Raw genomic sequence first — 21,574 nt, 5'->3', positions numbered from 1 at the left:
ATCAAAGTGGTTTAAGTTCGGGATGAGCGAAACAACGATTCTCCAGCACCGGCAGTACGCTGCGTGCATAGGCGATGCGCTGTGGATCGAGATCGGCAAACACCAGCGCGGCTGATTCCGGCGCTTTGGCGATCGCCACGCCCAACGGATCGATCACCAGACTGTTGCCGATGTTGCGTGGACCGCATTCGCCAACCGCCACCATGTAGCAAGTGTTTTCCAGCGCACGCGCGGTGGTCAGCAATTCCCAGTGCATCTCTTTCAGCGGGCCTTTCACCCACGCCGCCGGCAGCACCAGCACATCGGCGCCGTCGAGCACCAGGCGACGTGCCAGCTCCGGGAAACGCACGTCATAGCAGGTCATCAACCCGACTTTCATGCCCGCGACTTCAACCAGCGGCGGAATCTCGCGCCCTGGATTCACGCGCTGCGACTCCTGCATGGCGAAGGCATCGTACAGGTGCAGCTTCACATATTTGGCGATGATTTCACCGTTGCGAATGGCGATCAGCACGTTGAGCGCCTTCTGCCCTTCTGTCGGCACGTGCACGCTCATCATGGTGGTCAGGTTGTTGCCTTTGCTAACCGCCAGCAACTGCGTGACGAAAGGACCATCCAGCGGCTGCGCCGCTTTCAGCACCAGATCGGGATCGGCGATATCACGCGCCAGCACGCCTTCCGGCAGCACCAGCAGATCCGCGCCGCCCGCCAGCGCCTGGTTCATCAGCCCGATGCAGATATCGGTGTTTTCCTGCCATTCGCGGCTAACGGCAAATTGCCCCATTGCTACTTTCATGGTTATTCTCCTTGCGCCGCAGCCGGGAAAATCACTTCCGGTGTCAGCAATGTTTGGGTTAGGCCTTGCTGGAACAGCTCATTCGCAAAGTCGGCAATCATCTTTTTGTTAACCGAAAATCCGTTCTGATTCCAGTTGGCGGGTAATTCCTGCGCGGTGCGCCGCAAATCGTCCAGCAGCCACGGCGTGGTGTCGGCGTATTTCTCGCGCTTCTTCATCCACATCTGGTATGAACGATCAATGATGTCGCTCAGCGCCTGCGGCAGCCACGGATGCGCCTCGGCTAAGGCGGGCTTCAGCGCCAGCAAGTGAATGCCCGGCACATAACCGACGCGATTAAAATAGTCGCGCTCGGCAGCGGCAAAATCCACCTGCAACTGGCGCAGACCTGAATCGGCGAGGAAGAAACCTTCCGGCATAAAGGGCGTAAAGACCGCATCCAGCTCGCCCGCCTTCAGCAGTTCAATTAGGGGGCGCTCGCCTGGCGCCGGTTCAATGCGGCCCGGGCGGCCAAAACCGGCCAGACGATCAACAATCGGATGATCTTCGGTCAAACGTCCGGCAAACCAGTACGCATCATCAATCTCCACGCCCGCTTCACGCAGCACGGTGCGCGTCCAGGTGTTGCCTGAATCCTGCCAGCCGGTTACGCCAATCTTTTTTCCTTTCAGCTGCGCTGGCGTGGTAATCGGGCTGTCGCTGCACGTGATGATGCAGCGCTGGCGGAAACCGCGCATCAGGAAGTGTGGCAGGCCCAGCAGCGAAGTGTCACCTTTAGCCCGCGCCTGAGCAAAGCGGCTAAACGACACTTCACCGGCATCGTATTTATCGCTGCTGGCGAGGTTATCCACCAACATGCCAACCCGATCGATCTCCAGCGTGAAACCTTCCGGTTTGATATCGCCAAGTGCCAGCGGTGTGAAGTAATCCCAGTCACGTACCGCCAGTCTGATGGTTACCATAGTTATGCCTTCCCCCGTCTGTTCTGCCAGCCCTGCGGCTGTGATTATTTATGCAGCAAATAGTGCTTGAATTTGAGTCTAAAACGCGAATACTAACCTGAACAATCTATTATTTGTTACTGAACAAAGGATTTTCTTATGACGCAAAGTGTGGATTTGGAGTGGCTTAGCCAGCAGATCACGGATGCCTCAGTTAAAGGCATCACGCATGCGGCATCAACACTGATTCGCGATGGGCAGATTGCAATTGGCATGCAAATGCCGGCGGTACGCGAGTTGGCAGAACGACTGGGCGTGAGTCCGGCAACGGTTTCCGCGGCCTGGGCGCAACTGAAGAAGCAGAAAGTGCTGGCGGGGAAAGGTCGCAGCGGCGTGTGGGTGAGCGGCAACAGCGTAATGCCGCGTCCGATTCGTTTCGAGAAGATCGGTAATTACGGTGAGAATGTTCAGGCGTCACTGGCAATGGCTTCACCAGATCCAGACTTGTTACCGGATCTGCGTCAGGCGATGCTGGCTGGCATTGGCTCACCGCAACTGAATAGCTACCAGCGCGAGGCGATTTCACCGCAATTGCAGGATGCCGTGACGCCGCGCTGGCCCTATCCCGCCGAAGCCTGGCTGGCGACCGACGGTGGTTTTGATGCCATGAACCTGATTGTGCAAACCTTGCTGTCTCCAGGCGATCGTGTGGTGATTGAAGATCCTACTGCCACACGATTACTGGATATTTTAGACAACATTGGCGCTGAAATTTTGCCGTTGCCGTGCGATGAGCAAGGGCCAATTCCCTCGGCGCTGAGCACGCTGATGCAGAAATCGCCGGCGATGTTTATCTATCAGCCGCGCACCCATTCAGCCACCGGACACAGCGTGAGTCAGCGACGCAGTGCAGAGCTCGCACGTGTGCTGGCTAACAGCAGCACCATCATCGTGGAAGATGATGGCATTGGTGATCTGTCGCGCTGGCCGGTGTTTAGCCTCGGCTTCCACTATCCCGAACGCGTGCTGCATGTGCACTCGTTTTCCAAAGCTTATGGACCAGATTTGCGTCTGGCGGTGTTATCAGGCACTGCGGAAATGGTGAAGCGTCTGCAAGCGTGGCGCAACTTTGGCGTCAGCTGGACCAGCCGTATTTTGCAGGATGCCGTGGCGTGGATGCTCAACGACGAGCAGACTCAGCAGCGTATTCAGCAGGCCAAAGCCACCTATGCGCAACGTCGCCAGCAATTACTGGCAGCGCTGGCGAAACGCGGTTTGGTGCTGGAGGAGCGCGATGGATTAAGCGTGTGGATTCCAGTGGAATCGGAGCAGTACGCGATGATCACGCTGGCCGCGCGAGGCATTGCCGTGCTGCCCGGCGAACGCTGTAGTATTAACAGCCGGCAATTCATTCGCGTCAGTGCGGCGTTGCTGCCTTTTGCACAACTCGACAGCATCGCCGATGCCATTGTGATTGCCAGCGGACGCGAGCTAAATCTCAACCCAGAGCTTTAATGTGATAGCGCGGGGATTCCACATAACCCTCGCGCGCATAGAACTGGTTGGCTTTGAGACGCGATGAGTGGCAATGCACTTCCATGCGATCGCAACCACGTGAACGCGCCAGCTGTTCGGCGTGATTCAAAAGCTGCTGTCCACTGCCCTTGCTGCGTTCGCCTTCGGCAATACAGAAGTAGCTGATGCGGGCAAAATCGCCGGCCAATGCCAGCTGTGGAATAAAGTGCAATGACAGAAAACCCAGCACCTGATTGCCGTGTTCAGCGACCAACAACGTTTCATCGGGATGATCAATAAGCTGCGCCAAACGCGAATCGATAAATCCTTCCGTCGCGCTATAACCTAATTCGGTCAACAACGCGCTCAATGCAAAACTGTCTTTTACCTGTGCCTGACGTATGTTCATCCTGCCTCCTCATTTTCCCTGAGCAGTTATATAGCGTTGACGGATAAAAATCTGCAAGTAAGCATTGGTGTGGCTGTGTTACGGAAGTTATCTGTGAGATGTGCCGCAGAATCTATCTGCAGACAAAGCAGCGAGCTGATTTAAGCATAAAAAAAACCCGCCAGAAGGCGGGTTTTCAGAATTCGAACTGTTAAATTACAGTGCGATAACGTTAGCAGCTGATGGGCCTTTAGCACCGTCAGTGATTTCGAACTCAACGCGCTGACCTTCAGCCAGAGTTTTGAAACCGTTGCTGTTGATTGCAGAGAAATGTACGAATACATCTTTGCTGCCATCTTCTGGAGTAATGAAACCGAAGCCTTTCGACTCATTAAACCACTTTACGTTACCTTTGATCTTAGACATCTATATTACCTTTACATGAAAAAAGGACACTAAACTGTGTCGACGTCTAGTACAGCAATTGCGGTGACATTTGTCCAGTGCGATTTGATGAAAAAGTGATAAATATTGATTTTTTGCATGCCGATCACACTTTCTGCACGCTACCAACGCTTAAAACTCAAATCTCAGCCAGGCAAAATAGACATTACCGTTATTGTAAGTGCCGGGAATATAAGTCATTTGGAAAGTGGCTGGACCATATCCGATTGATGCTAAAGGCAATATCAGCGGAACCGGAATATATTTCCAGTTATCCCGTGCCGTTACGCCCGCCGTATATCCCGCCCCCAAATGGAAGTTTTGATCGTTAAGCGGTCGCCAGGTCGCTTCCCAACCGTAGCCACCAATTGGCTCCCATTTGTTAAACGAGTCTTTAAACGCCATCAGATACAGGCCGTGCCAGTTACCTTTTTCATCCCAGCGCGAGACGCCAGCACCCGCGCCCCACGGGCGTTCGTTGTACTTATCGATGTGTTCATCGTCGTAAGTCCAACGGTTATGCCAGGTAATCGCTGGCAGATAAAAATCATAATTCTGCGGTTGCGACCAGGTTTGCGACACGTTGTCGCTAAATGTGTTCCAGCCTGATTTGATGGCTTGTGACGTGGTTACCGCTGATGCTGAAAATGAGACCGATGAGGTCAAAATGCAGCCAAAAAAAGCTGCAGAAAAATGCCGATTCACAACGTAATTTCCTGTTATGTCATGCTGAAAAATTCATTATCCGAAGGCAGATTTTTCAGCTTCCTGTACGACGAGTGCCTAACGTAATTGCCAGGATAATAGTAAAAATTGCGCTTAATCTCCCCAGGCTAATTCTTGGTTATTGACGAATTTTACCTCAAGCGAGGCGCGAAATTGAAACGTCAGATAAACGGATAGGTATTACCGGAGGATGTGCATAAAGTGCAAACCTGTTGTAATGATAACGGCAAGCAATAAGGTGGTTTTCAGAGACTTAGCGCAAACAATTCACATACGGAATAAGTTAATAAAATTTATCAATTGAACTCGTCCGACGAATAAGATAAATCTCCATACTCCAGGACGGAGATGGGGGAAAAACTGACATGACTATTCGTTGTAGCCGCTGCGGTTGCGCTAAATTTTTTTACACCTTATCGGACTGCGAAAAGGTCGATTCGACAAATCATCATGGCGCCTGCTGCGCACGATGTCAGAAACCGCTAAATCTGCACGATCTCATTCTGCCTGTCGCGTCCTGTAAAGACAGTGAAAAATCCTATGCTGAATAAAAAATTCAGGCACCCACAGGTGCCTGTCGTTGTCAGAAAATCAGTTTAAAGACGCCTGTAATTGTCAGTAACCCAACGATGAAGATGATGGCGATGACCCACAGAATTATTTTCATTGTTCGCTCCTTCAAGTATGAAAAATAACGTGTCTGTTAACCAGTATAGATGATCATTCTGCTTTCGCTGGGCGCTGCGAGCGTGGTCACAGTCCTATGTTCTCGTTTCGTTTGGCGCAGATTATTTTCTGCGAGACGGGTCGCATCATTCGCTTTTCCTTCCCCGTATTGCCGCACTTAGCGCCCGTCTACAGGCTAAACTTACTTCGCCTGAAGAGGCCTCAATTGTTATCAATGCCTACGTAACAAGGAGATTCTTATGAGCACGATTAATACCAGCATGGGGCGTTACAGCCTTAAGGCAAAGGATTACGGCAACCACATCAGCGGCAGTATTGCGATAAATGATGAAGGTGGCACGCAACTCACCATGCAGGAGTTTGAAGAGCATTATCTTGACGATGTCGTCAACAACGTCATTTATCCGGTCACCGGCGGGAACCGAGAAATTACCCGCGCGTTACGTGATCAAATGGTCAAAGCGGGTTTTGAACAGCCGCACTGAGTTTTTGGGCCACACCTTGTGGCCCTTTACTTCTTTATCGCTGACTTGCGGTAATCACGGGTTTCGTCGCAGGATGCAATATCGTTCATGATAAGGAGATTAACCGCGTGAGTACGCTGCATCTTATTCCCCCTTTCCACCTTCATCAGTTTGTTCAAGCCATTTGGTCACATGCGGGCAGCAGCGCCGAAGAAGCGCGCCTGGTCGCTGACCATTTGGTGGCAGCGAATCTGGCGGGTCACGATTCACACGGCGTTGGCATGATTCCGAGCTACATGAATTCGCTGGCGCAGGGCTTTTTGCAACTCAACCAACATGCCAGCATTGCAAAAGACGCCGGTGCGGTGTTGACGCTACAGGGTAATAACGGTTTTGGTCAGGTCGCGGCGTTTGAGGCGATGCAGCTCGGCATTGAGCGCGCCGCCAAACTCGGCATTGCGGCAGTTGGTCTACACCATTCGCACCACATTGGTCGTATCGGTCATTGGGCGGAACAGTGTGCAGCCGCCGGTTTTGTCTCGTTCCACTTCGTCAACGTGATGGGCGATCCGATGGTGGCGCCGTTTAACGGTAGCGATCGTCGCTTCGGCACCAATCCTTTCTGCGCCATTTTCCCGCGCCGCAATGCCAAACCGCTGCTGCTCGATTTCGCCACCAGCGGCATCGCCTTTGGTAAAACGCGGGTAGCGTGGAACAAAGAGCAGCAGGTCGCGCCAGGTTATCTGATTGATCATCAGGGCCAGCCGACCACCGAACCGGGCGTGATGCATCAGGCGCCGTATGGTTCGCTGATGCCGTTCGGTCTGCACAAAGGTTATGCGCTGGCGACCATGTGCGAAATCCTCGGCGGCGCGCTGTCGGGCGGTCGCACCACGCATGATGAGACGCTGGTCACCAGCCACGATGCCATTTTCAACTGCATGACCACTATCATCGTTAATCCGGATGCGTTTGATGCGCCCGCGATGCAGGAAGAAGCAGAATCATTCCTTGATTGGGTGAAACAGTCGCCGCAAAGTGGCGATGCGCCGATTCAGGTGCCCGGCGAGTGGGAAGAGCAGAACCGCGTGGCACGCGAAAGGGATGGCATTCCACTGGATAGCAATAGCTGGGAGCAAATCTGTGACGCGGCGTTACAGGCAGGTATGCCGCAAGAGGAGCTCGCGGCGTTCCGCGCCTTAACGCAGTAAACCGCAAGCGGCTTAGGCGCGATGCCTCAGCCTTGATGCTTAGATGACGTTGGCAAGCAGTAAACAGCCCACCAAACCGCACACTGAAATGATGGTTTCCAGTGCTGACCAGGAACGGAAAGTTTCGCCGATGGTCAGGTTGAAATACTCCTTAAACAGCCAGAAGCCTGGATCGTTGACGTGAGAGAAAATCACGCTGCCGGAGCCGACCGCAATCACCATCAGCTCCGGGCTGGCGCCGCTGGTGACAATCAACGGTGCGACAATCCCGCCTGCCGTAATCGCCGCCACGGTTGCGGAGCCCAGCGCAATACGCAGCACGGCTGCAATCGACCACGCCATGAAGATCGGCGACAAATTGGTTTCATGCATCATGCTGGCGATATATTTATCGACGCCGCTATCCACCAGCACCTGTTTGAATGCCCCGCCACCGCCAATCACTAACAGCATCATCGCGATGATCTTGATCGAATCGGTGATGGTGCCCATCACTTCATCCATGCTGCGGCCACGGTTCAGACCGAACGTGAAGATGGCAATCAGCACCGCAATCAGGGTTGCCATGATTGGGTCGCCAAAGAACTCGGCATACGGCAACAACACATGACCTTTCGGCAGCAGCATTTCCGCCACTGCGCGCAATGCCATCAGCACCACCGGCACCAATGCCGTCCAGACGCTGACGCCAAAACCAGGCATCTCAGCTTCAGTAAAGGTTTTCGGGTTCCACAAACCTTCCGGAATCGGCTTATCAATGCCTTTCAGGAAGCGCGCATAAACCGGACCGGCAAGAATTACGGTTGGAATCCCCAGCAGCGTTCCAAACAGCAGCGTTTTACCCATATCGGCGTTGAACAGCGTGGCAATCGCGGTTGGACCCGGATGCGGTGGCAGGAAACCGTGCGTAACGGAAAGTGCTGCCGCCATCGGCACACCGACGTACAGCAATGGCACGCGCGCGGAAGCGGCGATGCTAAATACCAGCGGCAGCATCAGTACAAAACCTACTTCGTAAAACAGTGCAAAGCCGACGGTGAAACCGGTCAGCACCAGCGCCCACTGAATGTGTTTCTCGCCGAACTTAGCAATTAACGTGGTGGCGATACGCTGCGCTCCGCCGCAATCCGCCAGCAGTTTACCCAGCATCGCGCCGAAGCCCATGATTAGCGCGAGGCTGCCCAAGGTGCCGCCGACACCGGTTTTAATCGATACGATAACTTTGTTGACCGGCATGCCCTGCATCATGCCTACGGCCAGCGCCACCAGAATCAGCGCGATAAATCCGTTCAGTTTGAAACGAATCATCAGCAGCAGCAGTAACGCTACGCCAATCGCCACATAGAGTAATGGCATAATTTTTCTCCACTTTTGCGCGCGGTGAATCACCGGCAGCGGTTTATTTTGGTTATCCCAGAGGACATGAGAATCAACAGTCTGCGCCGCAGGAAAACATCCTGCTGAGCAATGTTACGGGTATCATGTTAAGGGTAACATTGCGTACAAAGCACCAGCCGCAGCGGCGGAATTTCTGTTTTGCGAAGGTGATCAACTTTTTGCCGGCGCGTTATCAGAATGTTTGCAGCGGGAGTGTCACGGCTTTTGGTTACACTAGGGTCTTTACGCCAAACAAGAAGGACATGCAGGTGAGTGAGAATCTGATCGAGCTGTACAGTAATCAACAAACCCTGTTTGGTCGCGGCAGTATTGACCAGCTGATACCGCTGCTGGCGGCCAATACCCAGCCGACGCTGCTGTTTTGCGGCCGATCATTCCTTAACGGTCCAGCCTGGGCGCGCCTGGGCGCCGCGCTCAACGATCAGATTATCGGTTACGAGATCGTCAGCCATGAAGCCTCGCCGGATGAAATTGATGGTTGGGTGCGGCGCTGGCGCGGCCATGTTGATCGTGTGGTGGCGATTGGCGGCGGCAGCGTGTTGGATGCGGCCAAAGCCTTCAGCGCGATGATGCAGCACCCGCTGAATACCGCACGCTATCTGGAAAAAGTCGGTGATACGCCAGTGCAAGCGGTGACTTTGCCGCTGATCGCCATTCCTACCACGGCCGGCACTGGCAGCGAAGCCACGCAGAACGCGGTGGTGACCGATCAGCAGCACATTCAGGTCAAAGCGTCGCTGCGCCATCCGGTCTTTGTGCCGCAGGTCGCGATTCTCGATCCCGACCTGCTAAAAGGCGCGCCAAACAGCGTGCTGGCAAGCTGCGCCATCGATGCCTTCACCCATTTATTCGAAGCCTATCTGTCGCGCAAAGGCAATCTGTTTACCCAACAAACCGCGCTCAATGGTCTGCGACTGTTCTTCAAAGCCTGGCCGGATTTAAACCGTGATAACGAGCGTGGTGATGCAGCACGAGAAGCGATGATGATGGCGTCGTGGCTGGGAGGCGTGTGCCTGAGCACTGCCGGATTGGGCGTGATCCACGGTATTGCTGGAGAGCTGGGGGCGATCAAACCGTTCCATCACGGCGAAGTGTGCGGACGCTTACTGTTCCCGTTCCTCGATGTGCTGGCGGAAACTGAGCATGCTGAGCAGCAACGTTTGATGGCGCAGCTCGGTCAACAGCTGTTGCCGGACGATCCCGCGCCGCCAGCGCTGGCGTTGAAAGCCTGGATCAAGCAGCAGGCGATCGTGCCGTTCTGGTTAGATGGCCCAACGCTGTCAGCCACCGACGTCGACTGGATTGTGTCGCGGGCCAACAGCAAAAACGGTTGGATCAGCTACGATGCCCCCACGTTGACCGAGATGATCGCCGCCGCCTGGCGCATCGTCTAAATGATAACGGGCAGCCAACGCTGCCCGATTTTTTTACTGCTCAGCCACTTTAAACATTGCGATCTCTTGCGCCAGCTGCGCCGCTTCATCACGTAGCGCCTGGGTATTTTCGGCGGTTTGCGTCACCAGCATCAGGTTTTGCTGAATACCGCGCTCCATCTGCGATACCGCCAGCGTCACTTCCGCGATACCTTTGCTCTGCTCATCCCCGGCCACGCGCATCTCGCTTACCACCTGCTTCACTTTATGCACGTCGGTGACCAGTTGCGAAAGCTGCTGCCCCGCGCCTTCCACCAGCTTACTGCCAGCCAATACGTTGCTGTCGGAATCGGCAATCAGCGCTTTAATTTCCTGCGCCGCCGTGGCGCTGCGCTGGGCTAAGGCGCGCACTTCAGAGGCCACCACGGCAAATCCGCGTCCCTGCTCACCGGCGCGCGCTGCTTCCACCGCCGCATTCAGCGCAAGGATGTTGGTTTGAAACGCGATGCTATCGATCACCGTCAGGATCTCCGCCACGCGGCGCGATGAGGATTGGATAGCGCCCATGGTGCTTACAACTTCGCCCATCACGTCGCTGCTGCTGCGGGCAATCTGCGCGGTCTGTTCGGCGGCGGCATCAGCCAGTCGGGTATTTTCGGCGTTTTGCTGCACGGTCGCGTTGAGCTGCTCCATCGCCGCGGCGCTCTGCTCAAGCGCCGCAGCCTGCTCAGCAATTTTCTCTGACAGCGCAGTGTTGCTGTGCGCCAATCCTGATGCATTGGCCGCCACCGTTTCGCCGCTGCCCTGCACGCGAGTAATCACGCCGGCGATCTTATCGACAAAGCTGTTGAACGCACCGGCGATATCCGCCAGCTCATCGCGTCCACTTTTGGTCAGGCGACGGGTTAAATCGCCATCGCCATTGGCAATTTCATCCAGCGCCGCATGCGTGGCTTTCAGGCGCTGACCAATGCGTTGGGTAAACGCCCAGGTTAACAGCAGCAGCACGATCATCGCTGGGATCAGGAAGGTAAAGATGTCACGCATCATGGTACGTGCCAGGCCACTAACCGCACTTTCAGGTGTCACCAGGCCAATCACCCAACCGGTACCGGGCATGCGGAACAGCGTGACCTGCGCGCTGGTGTGCAAGTAGTCGTCATTGAAATCTGACAGCTGCAACACCTTGCCATCGCCTTTTAACTGAGCGATACGTGCGGCCAGCGGCGCCAGCCAGCTGGATTTTTCCGCCAGGCTGCTTAAGGTGGTGAGCGATTTCAGATCCTGGCCTGGGTAATAGAGCAGATTGCCCGCGCTATCGAGCGCAAAGGCATAACCGCCAGTCACCTGCCCTTTCTGCTGCATAAAGCCCGCAAGATTATCCAGTTGCACATCCAGCGTCGCCACGCCGGCAAAACGCTCGCCCGCCGCGTACGGCACGCTGCAGGTCACCATTTTCACGCCGGATACCGAATCCTGATAAACCTCAGACCAGCCGCAACGATCGCGCGGTCCATTGCGCACCGCGCTGTACCAGCTTTCCTGTTGATAACCGTTGCCCGCAGGCAGGTTGTAGTCATCGGAATAGGCCAGCGCGCCATCACTCTGCCGCGCCCAGAAGAAGCTGCGACGCTGCACACCGGCGCTAAAAGCATCGGGTTCCGGCCATACGCCGCCACCGGCAATGGTTTTATTGCCGCTGCTATTGATGATTTGCGGGAAACTTTGCTGCCACAACGTAGCATCGCGCGGCAACACTTCGGCAAGGCGCGCCATGCTGACGGCTTCGCCTTCAATGCGCACCAGTTGCTGATTTAATTGGCTGACCAGATTGCTACCGGCCTGCTCAATCAGCGTATGGCTGGCCTCGATGACGCGCGGTTGGCCGCGCAACAACAGAACGGAGAACACCACTGCGGTTGTGACGCACAGTAATAGCAGGCCACCCAGCGTCATGCGGGTAGCCAAACGGGTTGGCAACATAATTTATCCTTTCTAACCGACTGCATTAACGATTGAGATAAGAAGTGCCGCTCAGCGGCGAATTGTGCGTTCCGTCACAATCGAATATCGGCAAAGCAAAGAATAAATTCAGCTAGAAATGACGATTAAATGACAAACGGCGGTTTGCCGGCCAGCATCTGCTCAATCACCTGTAAAACGCCCTCGTCGTTATTGCTCGGTGCTTCAAAGCGCGCCGCATCTTTGACCTTCTGCGGTGCGTTCGCCATGGCAAAGCTGAAGCCAGACTGCTGCAGCATTTCGAGATCGTTACCACCATCGCCAAACACCAGAATTTCACTGCGTTCGATGCCCCAGCGTTTGCCCAGCAGATCGAGGCCGTGGCCTTTATGGTTGCCGGGCACAATCAAATCCATCGATCCGTGACCGCTGGAAGTGGCCGCCGCCGCTCCCTGATGCAGACGCTCAATGTCCGCCATCAGCGGTTCCACATAATCATCCGACAGATTCAGCGCGAACTTGAACAGCTTATCGCCCGCGACGTCATCGAGGCTGCGAATCGCCTTCAGCCGATGACAGTAGTGACGCATTTTCACCAGCCACTTTTCATCGAGGCCTTCGAAGTAGTAAGCGCTGTCGCGTCCGCACAGGATGTAGCGCAGTTCGGGATAATTACCGTTGTGCAGCGTATCCAGCACTGCATCAATATCCTGGCGGGAGAACTCGCCGCAGAATAACTCTTCATCACGATCGATAATCCACGCGCCGTTCTCCGCCACGAAGGCAATTTCGCTGGCGATCTCCGGGAAGAAGGATTTGAGTTGGTAATATTGGTTGCCGCTGGCTACCACAAACTTGATGCCGCGCTGCTTCATCTCCTGATAGCAGGCGTTAAAACGTGCGCGATTGTACTGTTTATTGTCGTCGAGAAAGGTGCCGTCTTTATCCACCGCCACCATTTTTACCACGGTCATCATCACTCCTTAACGTATCGAAAGGAAAAACGGGTCGTAGAGAGAATAACCTGGTGAGCGGATAAAGCGGAGAGAAAGACGGATGGCCGAAGCCATCCGCTGGGGAAGATTAGTTGAACGCGCCGTTGAGCAGAATCGCGGTGATGATGCCAGTTGCTGCGGCCACCAGCACGTAATTGCCATCGATGTAAGCCCAATGTTCACCGCGCGGTGGCTCATACAGACCACGGTCGCGCCAGTCATCTACGCGATAGTGCGGACCCCGAAACTCCGGCGGTGCCGGATAGCCGCGACGGAAGTCATGGCCGCCCCAGGCAAAGCGGTCGCCGCCACGATGTCCTTCCGGCATCCGATGGTCAGCGTAATGGTCGTGACGATCCGGGCCAGGTCCGCGATCGTGATCGTGGCCACGGTCGTGATGATCACCGCGATCCGGTCCGCGGTCGCCGCCACGATCCGGGCCGCGTCCATGGTCCTGATGCTGGTCGCCGCCGTGCGACTGCCAGCGCTGGTCACCTGGGCCGTCTGCCCAAGAGACGCTTGAAAAGAGTGTGCTGCATGCAATAAATGACGCAATAAGACTTAGTGTTGTTTTTTTCATGGTGTTGCCTCCAGGGATAACGGCGGTTGCTGTGCCGTTGAGCATTACTATTGATTAAATGGAGACAGAAAAGCATTTCCAAAACTCTTAAAAACCGGATACTTACAGGAAATTACGTCAAATTATCACTTTCTTAACGATTGTGTATTTTCTGACATTAACTGGATCGAACGCACGCATGCGCGTTTATTGGAGAGAAAGCTGGGAATATAAAGAAAAACCCGATCGCAAGGATCGGGAGGATAATTCAATTTCCATAAATTGCATAAAGGGGTAAACCCTGCAAAAGTGAGGGTAAAACTGAAGCACACAACGCCACATCACTAGCATTGCCAGCAAACAATACCATTTAAAATTAAAAACTTCTTTTGAAAAGGACTATTTTTCAGAAAAATACGCAAAAATTAAATGACAGAAAAAATATTATTTTAGGAACGTTGTTTCAGGATAAATAAGGTCTGTGCTCTGACCAGATTCGGCAAAGACAGAATAACAAGGCATTAAAGCAGCTAATCCATGCTATCAAGAATGGTGGATATCCCTTTAAAAACAACACCATTAACTTCTTAAACCTTTTAAATATCAGCACGCCGCACGCGCAACCCGATGAGTATTTAACAATCACTGCTCCTTATTAGGCCCGGATTGTTTATAACCAACATTAATACACGGCGGTGATTACTATCGTGCTCAAAATTTCCCTACTTTCGTCACGTTTAAATATCACGAGGCAGCCTGATAAACTATTTAGGGTAAACGTTTACATGGGCAGAATATTCGTTTGCACGCTCACTATCTCATGACGAAGATAAATGGCGCGTTGAGGACGCCGGATGACGCGCTAACGCCGCAGCAGGACGAATCGGTCGACGCACCAGTTCACCGCTGCAATTAGGGCAGCGCTGCGCCAGCGCGCCTTCCGCGCAGGCAACGCAGAAGGTGCATTCAAACGAACAGATGCGCGCATCAAGTGACTCGGGCGGCAGATCTTTATCGCAGCATTCGCAGTTAGGACGTAGTTCCAGCATGATTTCCTCCGGTGAGTTTCAGCCACCATCATCACCGTAATAATGCCGCTGCACCAGCCAGTGAACAGACATCAGACGGACAAATCGGGACATCGTTGGTCTGCGCTTGTCAGGCGCTTAAGCGAACCATCTGCCCTAAAAACATTACATTCCCCGCTAGGCGTTCTATAGTTCAATCGCCTTATCTACTAACGAGACACTGTAATGCGTATTAAAGGACTTAATTTAGGCTTCTTTATCGTGATTTTGGCGCTTGTCACCTACGCCTTTTTTGATGTGCTGACACCGTATTTTTCTGCCATTTTCTGGGCCGCGATTCTGGCGGTGATCTTCCATCCGCTGAAGTCGCTGTTGCGTCGTAAAATGGGCGATCGTAACGGTTTGGCTGCGTTTGCCACGCTGCTGATTATCTGCCTGATTGTGTTCACGCCGCTGGCGCTGATCACCTCTTCGATGGTGGTTGAAGTCAACACAGTGTACACCAAGCTGCAGAACAACTCTGCACAGTTCCCGGCGGTGTTTGCCGATCTGCTGCAGCATCTGCCTTCGTGGGCGCGTAACTATCTCGCCGATAACAACCTGAACAACGCGCAGGAGATTCAGCAGAAGCTCTCTGGTTTTGCGCTGAAAGGCGGCCAGTACATGGCGGGCAGCGTGTTCCTGATCGGCAAAGGGACCTTCACCTTTACCGTTGGCTTTGGCGTGATGCTCTATCTGCTGTTCTTCCTATTGAAAGATGGCGCCTGGCTGGTGAATTTGATTCTGGAAGCGCTGCCGCTTTCAACCTACGTGAAACATCACCTGATGATGAAGTTCGCAGCGGTCTCACGTGCCACAGTTAAAGGCACGGTGGTGGTTGCAGTGGTGCAAGGTGTACTGGGCGGCATCGCCTTCTGGATCACCGGCATCGACGGCAGTTTGCTGTGGGGCACCTTGATGGCATTCCTGTCGCTGATTCCGGCGGTCGGTTCCGCGATTGTTTGGGTCCCGGCAACCATCTTCTTCTTCGCCACCAGCGCCATCTGGAAAGCCCTGTTCCTGATTGGCTTCTTCGTGGTGGTGGTTGGCCTGGTGGATAACATCCTGCGTCCGCTGCTGGTCGGTAAAGACACCAAAATGCCGGACTATCTGATCCTGATCTCCACGCTGGGCGGCATGGAAGTGTATGGCATCAACGGCTTTGTCATTGGTCCGCTGATCGCCGCGCTGTTTATTGCCTGCTGGAATCTGCTTTCCGGTCGCGATAACCGCGAGAACTCAGAAGAGATCGACGAAGAGTTTATCGAAGAGGGTAAAACCCGCGAAGAAGAGGGCAAAATCCGCGAGTAAGCGTTTCAAACGGCTACCGTTTATCGGTAGCCGCATTCCCACATGAGAATATCGTCCCGCCATTTGCTATCATCGTTGCATTGATTACGGCTTGCGACAAAAGAGAACAACATGTCCATGGAATCCTCCTTAGCGCGTGAAAATCAGGTTCTGTCAGTCTTCGATTTCGACGGCACGCTGACCATTCACGACAGCTTTATCCCCTTTCTGCGCTTCAGCTTTGGCAAACGTGCGTTCGCACGCAAAATTGCCCGACTGGCACTGCCAACGCTGCGCTGCATGCGTAAAAAGCTCACGCGTGATGAGTTAAAAGAAGTGTTGATTCACACTTTTTTAACCGGCGTGGAGGAGCAATGGATTCGCCAGCAGGCGCAACTGTTCTGCGCGGCCAACTGGAACAAGTTGATGCGTCCAGCCGGACTGTTAGCGGTTGCCGCTGAAGTGAACTCCAGCGCGGAAGTGACCATCTGTTCCGCCTCGCCTGCGATGGTATTAGAACCCTTCGCCGAGCGTTTGGGCATCAACCTGATCGGCACCCAATTAGAAGTGGTGGACGGCATTCTTACCGGAAAGATTACCGGTCATAACTGCCGCTGTGGGCAAAAGGTTAAGCGACTGGAAAGCGTCTACGGCCCGCTTCATAACTATCACCTGCGCGCCTGGGGCGATACGCGCGGTGATTTTGAGTTACTGGCCGCCGCGCAGGATCCACACTGGCGTCATTTCCATCCAACGTGGAAAAAACGCCGCGTGCCGCTGGAAAAACTGCGTATGCTGCGTCTGGATCCGTAGGGTCGCCATTCATGGCGACCAATTTAAATAGTAAAAAGCCCCGGACCAGCCGGGGCTTTGTTAGCAATGCTTGAAATCAGACGCTCACGCCATGCTGTGAAGCCAGCGCCGACAGGCCGCCTGCGAAGCCCTGACCAACGGCTTTGAATTTCCACTCGGTGCCATTGCGATACAGCTCACCGAACACCATCGCGGTTTCGGTAGACGCATCTTCAGACAGGTCGAAACGGGCGATTTCAGCGCCGTTGTCATTGTTGAAGATACGCATGAAGCTGTTGCTCACCATGCCGAAGTTCTGCTTACGCGCTTCTGCATCATAAATGGTGACCGCAAAGACCAGCTTTTTCACGTCAGCCGGTACTTTCGACAAGGTAATTTTTACCTGCTCGTCATCGCCATCGCCGGCGCCGGTGCGATTATCGCCCTGATGCTCAACGGAACCACAAGCGCTCTGCTTGTTGTTGAAGAAGATGAAGCTGGCATCGCTCAGCACTTTACCGTCGTCACCGACCATAAACACTGACGCATCAAGATCGAAGTCCTGACCATCTGTTACACGTGCATCCCAACCCAGACCCGCCATGGCAACATTCATGGTTGGTGCTTCTTTAGTCAGGGAAACGTTACCGCCTTTTACCAGAGAAACTGCCATTTTAAAGCTCCTGCTTTTAATTGGATGATGCGGGCAGCGCGTGGCTGCCCGTGTTAATTAAGATGCGTTGATGCCGTACTGAGCACACACCGAGGCGAGGCCGCCGGCATAACCCTGGCCTACCGCGCGGAATTTCCACTCGGCACCGTTACGGTACAGCTCACCAAACAGCATCGCGGTTTCGGTGGAGGCATCTTCGGTCAAATCGTAACGCGCCACTTCACTGCGATCGTCATCGTTCACCAGGCGGATAAACGCGCCGGAAACCTGACCAAAGCTCTGACGACGGGTCTGCGCATCATGGATGGTAACCACAAACACGATCTTGTCGACGTCGGCTGGAATCAGATCCAGTTTGATTTTCAGCGATTCATCATCGCCATCGCCGGCACCGGTACGGTTGTCACCGGTGTGCGAAACAGAACCGTCGGAAGAGACCAGGTTGTTATAGAAAATGAAGTCAGCATCGCCACGGACTTTGCCGCTGGCGGACAGCAAGAACGCTGACGCATCAAGGTCAAAGTCCTGACCATCGGTGGAACGTGCATCCCAGCCAAGGCCAACGAGGACGTTTTTCATGGTTGGTGCCGCTTTGCTCAGCGAAACGTTACCGCCTTTAGAAAGAGAAACGCTCATTGTAATTACCTCTTGGTTAATGATTTTTCAGACACATTACGGGCAGAAGATCAGCTCTCTTCTTTTTCCTCGGGTTTACCGGGGAACATCACGCTGAGTACGATACCGACAGCCAACACGCCGAGTACCACAAACAGGCTGGCGCTAGCAGAGATGCTGTAGCCGTGATGCCAGATATGATCGGTAGCATTCAGACCCAGTTTCACCGCGATGAAGAACAGCAGCACGATAACGGCTTTCTCGAGGTGAACCAGATACTGTTTCAATGCTTCAAGTACGAAGTACAGCGTACGCAAGCCGAGGATGGCGAACATCATGGCGCTATACACGATCAGCGGTTCACGGCTTACCGCGATAATCGCCGGCACGGAGTCAAAGGCGAACATCACGTCAGAGAGTTCAACCACCGCCACACACAGCATCAACGGTGTGGCATACAGCGCCGCTTTCTTGCCGCGACCAATCGCTACGTCTTTGTTTTCTGGCTTCTGCAGCTCTTCATCGACTTCTTTCTGATTCAGCAGGAAGGCGTTGCCACGCATTTTTGGCCAGATTGGGAAGAAGCGCTTCACCATGCGATAGGCAAGGTGCTGCGAGTAATCTTCGATCTCGTCGCTGTCGTCGCCGCTTTTCAGCATCATCACCGCCGTCCACGCTACGATCAGCGCAAACACGATTTCGACGTAAGGGCCGAGGCTCAGCAAGCCGGTTCCGATCGCCACGAAGATGCCACGGAAGACGATGGCACCGATGATGCCCCAATAGAGCACGCGGTGACGGTAGCGGTCCGGAACAGCAAACCACGAGAAGATCGCCATCATGACGAACAGGTTATCGACGGAGAGCACTTTCTCCAGCGCGTAACCGGTGACGAACAGGCTGGCAACTTCAGCGCCGTGATGAATATAAAGGAAGCCGGCGAAACCCATCGCCACCGCCACCCAGAACACCGACCACAGCGCCGCGCTTTTCAGCGAAATCGGCTTGTCGCCGCGGTGCATGAACAGGTCGATAAAAATAGCTCCTACTGACAGCGCGATGAAAACCGCGACTGTTTCAGTTGGGAAGCCAATGTGCGTAGACACCATGATGAACCCTTAAAAGATAAAAAATTACAGACCAAATATTGCTGGATCAAAGCCCAAAGCGACGGCGATTTCGCGCACCGCTTTCTGCTCGTCAGCATCAAAATCACCATCACTCTTACCGACAGCAATACCTACGCGGATCGCCAACTGCGCGGCTTCCGGTTGATCTTTCAACGCCATGATGTACTTCATGGTTTCGCCCTTGCCAATTTCCAGATCGAAATCGAAGCTGCTCACCAGCTTGTTAAAGAACTCAATCACTTCATTGGTATCAAAGACTTTCAATTCTTCGGAGGCACGCAGAAAACCGATCATCTTCTGCTTCTCTTCCGCACTCACGCTGCCGTCTGCGACCGCAATACGTGCGCAAACCGCCACCGTACCTTGCATAAATTTCTTATTTTTAAAGCGGCTAACCTGTTTGGTTAATTCATCGCGGCCGGAATTAAATGCGCCTTTAACCTTGTTGAAAAAGCTCATAGTGAATCCTCTGTCTGAAATTATTTGGAACCGGCTCGCCAGTTGAATCCCCAACCGAAAGCTTTATCCATATCGGAATGCCCGTTAAAGAACTGATTGATACGCTCGACGCGGATACTGCCGTTCTCATTGACCAGGCGAGCAATCGCACACATGTTGCGGCGATTCTCCCCTTCAGTCATACGCGTTTCAATCGGTGGCTGGTCTGGAATGTGCAGCGTCACTACGCCATCCGTTTTGTCCCAGCTCGCCGCACCTTGATAGATGAAGGCGAAAACCAACACTTCGCGAATCTGACTCCATTCGCGACCGTTGATGTGCAGCCATTCGCCATCGGTCACTTCGCCGGTGCGATCGTCGCCCTGCAAGTGTACGAAAGGTTTGGCATGCATGGCGCCAAAATTGCCGCCCAGCGCCTGGATCACACCGCGCGAACCGTCTTGCAACTCAACGAAGGCGCCAAGATCGAGATCCACGCCTTTGTTGCCGCCGAACAATCCGCGCAACCCGCCGCCACCGCTATTCGTTTCACGGTGCCAGTTTAGATTGATGCGAATCTCACCGAAGTTATCGCGCTTAGTCAGGCTGATGGCGGGCTTCTCTTTGGTGAGAGAAACTTTGCTCAGATTGATTTTTGCTGGTGCTGGTGTGGGTGCCGGTGCCGCCTGCGGAGCAGGAGAAGGCGTTGGTGCAGGCGCAGGTTCCGCTATATCCACACCAAAATGTTCCGCCAGCGGCTGCAAGCCGCCGTTGAAACCCTGCGCAATAAAGCGGAATTTCCACTCATTATTACGACGGTAAAGTTCGCCGAGGATTAACGCCGCTTCCTGACGTCCCACCAGCTCCACGTTACCGCTCAGCAGCACGTTGCCGCCCTGCTCCACCTGAATCGCCAGACGTTGCAAGCCCGATACGTTGCGGCCGCCGTCACAGGTGACGGTGAAGGCCACTTTCTGCACGTCGGGGCGCAAGCGAGTGAGATCGACAGAAAAAGCGGAGTTGTGCCCTTCGCTTTTCAGGCTGATGGTACGGTCATCGTTATCCGGCTGACCGTAGAACACCATATCGGCATCGCCATTGACTTTGCCGCTGGCGAACAGACGAAAGGCGGAAGCATCAACGGCGGCGCCAGCGAGCACGCGCACCGTCAGCAGATTAGCGGGAACGGGAGCATTGCTCCCCGGCGTCATATTCATTAGCGCACCACTGCGGCAACGATGTCGTTTTGCATCGCATCGATGGTACGACCGGCGCTCGCGCGGCCATGCGCCGTGAAGTCCCACAATCCGCCGTTGCGGTGCAGCGAAGCAATCACGATGCCGGTATGGCTACCTTGCTCAGTCAGCTCATAGCGCGCCAGCTCTTTGCCGTTTTGATCAACCACGCGGCAGAAGGCATTTTCCACTTCGTTGAAGGTTTGGCCCTGGAAGCTGTTCACGGTAAACGCCAGATACTCAACGTTGGCGGGCAGACGTGACAACTCGACGTTGATCACTTCATCGTCGCCATCGCCTTCGCCGGTACGGTTATCGCCGCTGTGTTTCACCGCACCACATTTGGAGGTTAATGCGCGGAACCAGATGGTATCAATGGCATTACCGGATTGATCCAATAATACGCAGCTGGCATCGAGATCGATTGAATCTCCGCCGCCGCCAAATAGCTTACCTAACAAGCCTTTCTTTTTAATTGGATCCCAGCCTAAGCCGAAATGTAATTTATTCAGCGAAGCGGTTTGTTTGCTGAGTGAGACCGTCTGATTCTTGCTTAATGAAACCATGTCATAATTCCTTCAAACAGGTTTGAAAAGGGTTTTATATTTGCATCAAATTCCATGAGGGTAAAATCATATCATGATGATATTCATGTTCAGCATTAATTTTCACAGCAATTTTATGAAACACAATAAAGCGTTGCAGAAGAACAACTTAAGAGAATCCAACCCAAAGAGACAACGCACTAAACATGACAATTCTTTACATTAAAATTCATAAGGTTACGTTAGGGTAAAAAATCATATTATGATTGACTCGTTTCGAGGTGATAAATAAACTCGCCAGTCATAACCCAGCCACCTGCCTCTTGCGGA

General features: G+C 53.7%; 23 protein-coding genes. 6 read left to right on the top strand and 17 right to left on the bottom strand.

What is annotated here, in order from left to right; translation table 11 throughout:
* Position 1 precedes the first annotated feature (1 nt).
* The gene (locus tag AC6I8A_RS05820) at positions 2-796 is read right to left on the bottom strand and encodes a deaminated glutathione amidase (protein ID WP_497818174.1); all 795 of its coding nucleotides are present in this window, start codon (positions 794-796) and stop codon (positions 2-4) included.
* A 2-nt stretch (positions 797-798) separates the two neighbouring features.
* Entirely contained in the window at positions 799-1,758 is a 960-nt protein-coding gene (locus AC6I8A_RS05815) for an ABC transporter substrate-binding protein (RefSeq protein WP_497818173.1), read from the bottom strand.
* Positions 1,759-1,896: 138 nt separating this feature from the next.
* Between AC6I8A_RS05815 and AC6I8A_RS05810 the strand changes: the two genes are divergently transcribed.
* Positions 1,897-3,252, top strand: coding sequence for an aminotransferase-like domain-containing protein (locus AC6I8A_RS05810; RefSeq protein ID WP_497818172.1), 1,356 nt, complete (start codon positions 1,897-1,899; stop codon positions 3,250-3,252).
* On the opposite strand, the gene AC6I8A_RS05805 is transcribed toward AC6I8A_RS05810, so the two are convergent.
* From AC6I8A_RS05805 to AC6I8A_RS05790, 4 genes are all read right to left on the bottom strand, one after another.
* Positions 3,236-3,661: a GNAT family N-acetyltransferase gene (locus AC6I8A_RS05805; protein WP_479486797.1), complete on the bottom strand. Its 426-nt coding sequence runs from the start codon at positions 3,659-3,661 to the stop codon at positions 3,236-3,238. The genes AC6I8A_RS05810 and AC6I8A_RS05805 overlap by 17 nt on opposite strands.
* A gap of 195 nt (positions 3,662-3,856) precedes the next feature.
* The gene (cspE, locus tag AC6I8A_RS05800) at positions 3,857-4,066 is read right to left on the bottom strand and encodes a transcription antiterminator/RNA stability regulator CspE (RefSeq protein WP_007890714.1); all 210 of its coding nucleotides are present in this window, start codon (positions 4,064-4,066) and stop codon (positions 3,857-3,859) included.
* A 150-nt stretch (positions 4,067-4,216) separates the two neighbouring features.
* Positions 4,217-4,750 carry a lipid IV(A) palmitoyltransferase PagP gene (gene pagP / locus AC6I8A_RS05795; protein ID WP_256698379.1) on the bottom strand — a complete coding sequence of 178 codons (534 nt, stop codon included), beginning with the start codon at positions 4,748-4,750 and terminating at the stop codon, positions 4,217-4,219.
* 643 nt (positions 4,751-5,393) lie between these two features.
* The gene (locus tag AC6I8A_RS05790; protein WP_085982349.1) at positions 5,394-5,477 is read right to left on the bottom strand and encodes a small membrane protein YohP; all 84 of its coding nucleotides are present in this window, start codon (positions 5,475-5,477) and stop codon (positions 5,394-5,396) included.
* Between the two features lie 259 nt (positions 5,478-5,736).
* On the opposite strand from AC6I8A_RS05790, the gene AC6I8A_RS05785 reads away from it, so the two are divergent.
* Complete coding sequence (locus AC6I8A_RS05785; protein ID WP_008103719.1) at positions 5,737-5,982, top strand: hypothetical protein; 246 nt, start codon at positions 5,737-5,739, stop codon at positions 5,980-5,982.
* Positions 5,983-6,089: 107 nt separating this feature from the next.
* Complete coding sequence (locus AC6I8A_RS05780; protein WP_436331610.1) at positions 6,090-7,172, top strand: malate/lactate/ureidoglycolate dehydrogenase; 1,083 nt, start codon at positions 6,090-6,092, stop codon at positions 7,170-7,172.
* 39 nt (positions 7,173-7,211) lie between these two features.
* Here the strand turns inward: AC6I8A_RS05780 and gntT are convergent, their stop codons facing one another.
* A complete protein-coding gene (gene gntT / locus AC6I8A_RS05775) occupies positions 7,212-8,528 on the bottom strand; it encodes a gluconate transporter (protein ID WP_256695889.1) in 1,317 nt (438 codons plus the stop codon).
* A gap of 125 nt (positions 8,529-8,653) precedes the next feature.
* Here gntT and AC6I8A_RS05770 point away from each other — a divergent pair, with 125 nt between their 5' ends.
* Complete coding sequence (locus AC6I8A_RS05770; RefSeq protein ID WP_256695888.1) at positions 8,654-9,964, top strand: iron-containing alcohol dehydrogenase; 1,311 nt, start codon at positions 8,654-8,656, stop codon at positions 9,962-9,964.
* 33 nt (positions 9,965-9,997) lie between these two features.
* On the opposite strand, the gene AC6I8A_RS05765 is transcribed toward AC6I8A_RS05770, so the two are convergent.
* From AC6I8A_RS05765 to AC6I8A_RS05750, 4 genes are all read right to left on the bottom strand, one after another.
* Positions 9,998-11,926 (bottom strand): methyl-accepting chemotaxis protein, encoded by a 1,929-nt coding sequence (locus AC6I8A_RS05765; RefSeq protein ID WP_497818171.1) that lies wholly within the window; start codon positions 11,924-11,926, stop codon positions 9,998-10,000.
* 125 nt (positions 11,927-12,051) lie between these two features.
* Positions 12,052-12,879 carry a Cof-type HAD-IIB family hydrolase gene (locus AC6I8A_RS05760; protein WP_497818170.1) on the bottom strand — a complete coding sequence of 276 codons (828 nt, stop codon included), beginning with the start codon at positions 12,877-12,879 and terminating at the stop codon, positions 12,052-12,054.
* 109 nt (positions 12,880-12,988) lie between these two features.
* Entirely contained in the window at positions 12,989-13,480 is a 492-nt protein-coding gene (locus AC6I8A_RS05755; RefSeq protein WP_265299592.1) for an RcnB family protein, read from the bottom strand.
* Positions 13,481-14,277: 797 nt separating this feature from the next.
* Positions 14,278-14,508, bottom strand: a complete 231-nt coding sequence (locus tag AC6I8A_RS05750; protein WP_256695884.1) for a DUF1272 domain-containing protein — start codon at positions 14,506-14,508, stop codon at positions 14,278-14,280.
* 204 nt (positions 14,509-14,712) lie between these two features.
* Here AC6I8A_RS05750 and AC6I8A_RS05745 point away from each other — a divergent pair, with 204 nt between their 5' ends.
* Both AC6I8A_RS05745 and AC6I8A_RS05740 read left to right on the top strand, forming a co-directional pair.
* Entirely contained in the window at positions 14,713-15,837 is a 1,125-nt protein-coding gene (locus AC6I8A_RS05745) for an AI-2E family transporter (protein ID WP_256695883.1), read from the top strand.
* 111 nt (positions 15,838-15,948) lie between these two features.
* Positions 15,949-16,629, top strand: a complete 681-nt coding sequence (locus tag AC6I8A_RS05740; RefSeq protein WP_256695882.1) for an HAD family hydrolase — start codon at positions 15,949-15,951, stop codon at positions 16,627-16,629.
* Between the two features lie 76 nt (positions 16,630-16,705).
* Here the strand turns inward: AC6I8A_RS05740 and AC6I8A_RS05735 are convergent, their stop codons facing one another.
* The 6 genes from AC6I8A_RS05735 to AC6I8A_RS05710 are packed head-to-tail and all read right to left on the bottom strand — an operon-like array spanning position 16,706 to position 21,265.
* A complete protein-coding gene (locus AC6I8A_RS05735; RefSeq protein ID WP_312664067.1) occupies positions 16,706-17,281 on the bottom strand; it encodes a TerD family protein in 576 nt (191 codons plus the stop codon).
* A gap of 57 nt (positions 17,282-17,338) precedes the next feature.
* Positions 17,339-17,917 carry a TerD family protein gene (locus AC6I8A_RS05730; RefSeq protein WP_008103744.1) on the bottom strand — a complete coding sequence of 193 codons (579 nt, stop codon included), beginning with the start codon at positions 17,915-17,917 and terminating at the stop codon, positions 17,339-17,341.
* A 50-nt stretch (positions 17,918-17,967) separates the two neighbouring features.
* The gene (locus AC6I8A_RS05725) at positions 17,968-19,005 is read right to left on the bottom strand and encodes a TerC/Alx family metal homeostasis membrane protein (protein ID WP_008103746.1); all 1,038 of its coding nucleotides are present in this window, start codon (positions 19,003-19,005) and stop codon (positions 17,968-17,970) included.
* 24 nt (positions 19,006-19,029) lie between these two features.
* Complete coding sequence (locus AC6I8A_RS05720) at positions 19,030-19,485, bottom strand: tellurite resistance TerB family protein (RefSeq protein WP_008103747.1); 456 nt, start codon at positions 19,483-19,485, stop codon at positions 19,030-19,032.
* 20 nt (positions 19,486-19,505) lie between these two features.
* Entirely contained in the window at positions 19,506-20,681 is a 1,176-nt protein-coding gene (locus AC6I8A_RS05715) for a TerD family protein (RefSeq protein WP_497818169.1), read from the bottom strand.
* Entirely contained in the window at positions 20,681-21,265 is a 585-nt protein-coding gene (locus AC6I8A_RS05710; protein ID WP_008103751.1) for a TerD family protein, read from the bottom strand. The genes AC6I8A_RS05715 and AC6I8A_RS05710 overlap by 1 nt, the downstream gene beginning before the upstream one ends.
* Positions 21,266-21,574: the final 309 nt, after the last annotated feature.

It is taken from the genome of Pantoea sp. X-Soil-ISGK-275 (genome assembly GCF_059730795.1).
The sequence above is the reverse complement of the archived record's forward strand: the minus strand, read 5'-3'. Positions and strand labels throughout refer to the sequence as shown.

What these genes read in the sequence shown, in the direction of transcription:
- AC6I8A_RS05755 (WP_265299592.1), bottom strand. Translation starts at nt 13,480, where the DNA reads ATGAAAAAAACAACACTAAGTCTTATTGCGTCATTTATTGCATGCAGC.
- cspE (WP_007890714.1), bottom strand. Translation starts at nt 4,066, where the DNA reads ATGTCTAAGATCAAAGGTAACGTAAAGTGGTTTAATGAGTCGAAAGGC.
- AC6I8A_RS05715 (WP_497818169.1), bottom strand. Translation starts at nt 20,681, where the DNA reads ATGAATATGACGCCGGGGAGCAATGCTCCCGTTCCCGCTAATCTGCTG.
- AC6I8A_RS05760 (WP_497818170.1), bottom strand. Translation starts at nt 12,879, where the DNA reads ATGACCGTGGTAAAAATGGTGGCGGTGGATAAAGACGGCACCTTTCTC.
- AC6I8A_RS05765 (WP_497818171.1), bottom strand. Translation starts at nt 11,926, where the DNA reads ATGTTGCCAACCCGTTTGGCTACCCGCATGACGCTGGGTGGCCTGCTA.
- AC6I8A_RS05820 (WP_497818174.1), bottom strand. Translation starts at nt 796, where the DNA reads ATGAAAGTAGCAATGGGGCAATTTGCCGTTAGCCGCGAATGGCAGGAA.
- AC6I8A_RS05720 (WP_008103747.1), bottom strand. Translation starts at nt 19,485, where the DNA reads ATGAGCTTTTTCAACAAGGTTAAAGGCGCATTTAATTCCGGCCGCGAT.
- gntT (WP_256695889.1), bottom strand. Translation starts at nt 8,528, where the DNA reads ATGCCATTACTCTATGTGGCGATTGGCGTAGCGTTACTGCTGCTGCTG.
- AC6I8A_RS05740 (WP_256695882.1), top strand. Translation starts at nt 15,949, where the DNA reads ATGTCCATGGAATCCTCCTTAGCGCGTGAAAATCAGGTTCTGTCAGTC.
- AC6I8A_RS05710 (WP_008103751.1), bottom strand. Translation starts at nt 21,265, where the DNA reads ATGGTTTCATTAAGCAAGAATCAGACGGTCTCACTCAGCAAACAAACC.
- AC6I8A_RS05785 (WP_008103719.1), top strand. Translation starts at nt 5,737, where the DNA reads ATGAGCACGATTAATACCAGCATGGGGCGTTACAGCCTTAAGGCAAAG.
- AC6I8A_RS05730 (WP_008103744.1), bottom strand. Translation starts at nt 17,917, where the DNA reads ATGAGCGTTTCTCTTTCTAAAGGCGGTAACGTTTCGCTGAGCAAAGCG.
- AC6I8A_RS05790 (WP_085982349.1), bottom strand. Translation starts at nt 5,477, where the DNA reads ATGAAAATAATTCTGTGGGTCATCGCCATCATCTTCATCGTTGGGTTA.
- AC6I8A_RS05810 (WP_497818172.1), top strand. Translation starts at nt 1,897, where the DNA reads ATGACGCAAAGTGTGGATTTGGAGTGGCTTAGCCAGCAGATCACGGAT.
- AC6I8A_RS05735 (WP_312664067.1), bottom strand. Translation starts at nt 17,281, where the DNA reads ATGGCAGTTTCTCTGGTAAAAGGCGGTAACGTTTCCCTGACTAAAGAA.
- AC6I8A_RS05725 (WP_008103746.1), bottom strand. Translation starts at nt 19,005, where the DNA reads ATGGTGTCTACGCACATTGGCTTCCCAACTGAAACAGTCGCGGTTTTC.
- AC6I8A_RS05750 (WP_256695884.1), bottom strand. Translation starts at nt 14,508, where the DNA reads ATGCTGGAACTACGTCCTAACTGCGAATGCTGCGATAAAGATCTGCCG.
- AC6I8A_RS05770 (WP_256695888.1), top strand. Translation starts at nt 8,654, where the DNA reads ATGTTAAGGGTAACATTGCGTACAAAGCACCAGCCGCAGCGGCGGAAT.
- AC6I8A_RS05815 (WP_497818173.1), bottom strand. Translation starts at nt 1,758, where the DNA reads ATGGTAACCATCAGACTGGCGGTACGTGACTGGGATTACTTCACACCG.
- AC6I8A_RS05745 (WP_256695883.1), top strand. Translation starts at nt 14,713, where the DNA reads ATGCGTATTAAAGGACTTAATTTAGGCTTCTTTATCGTGATTTTGGCG.
- AC6I8A_RS05805 (WP_479486797.1), bottom strand. Translation starts at nt 3,661, where the DNA reads ATGAACATACGTCAGGCACAGGTAAAAGACAGTTTTGCATTGAGCGCG.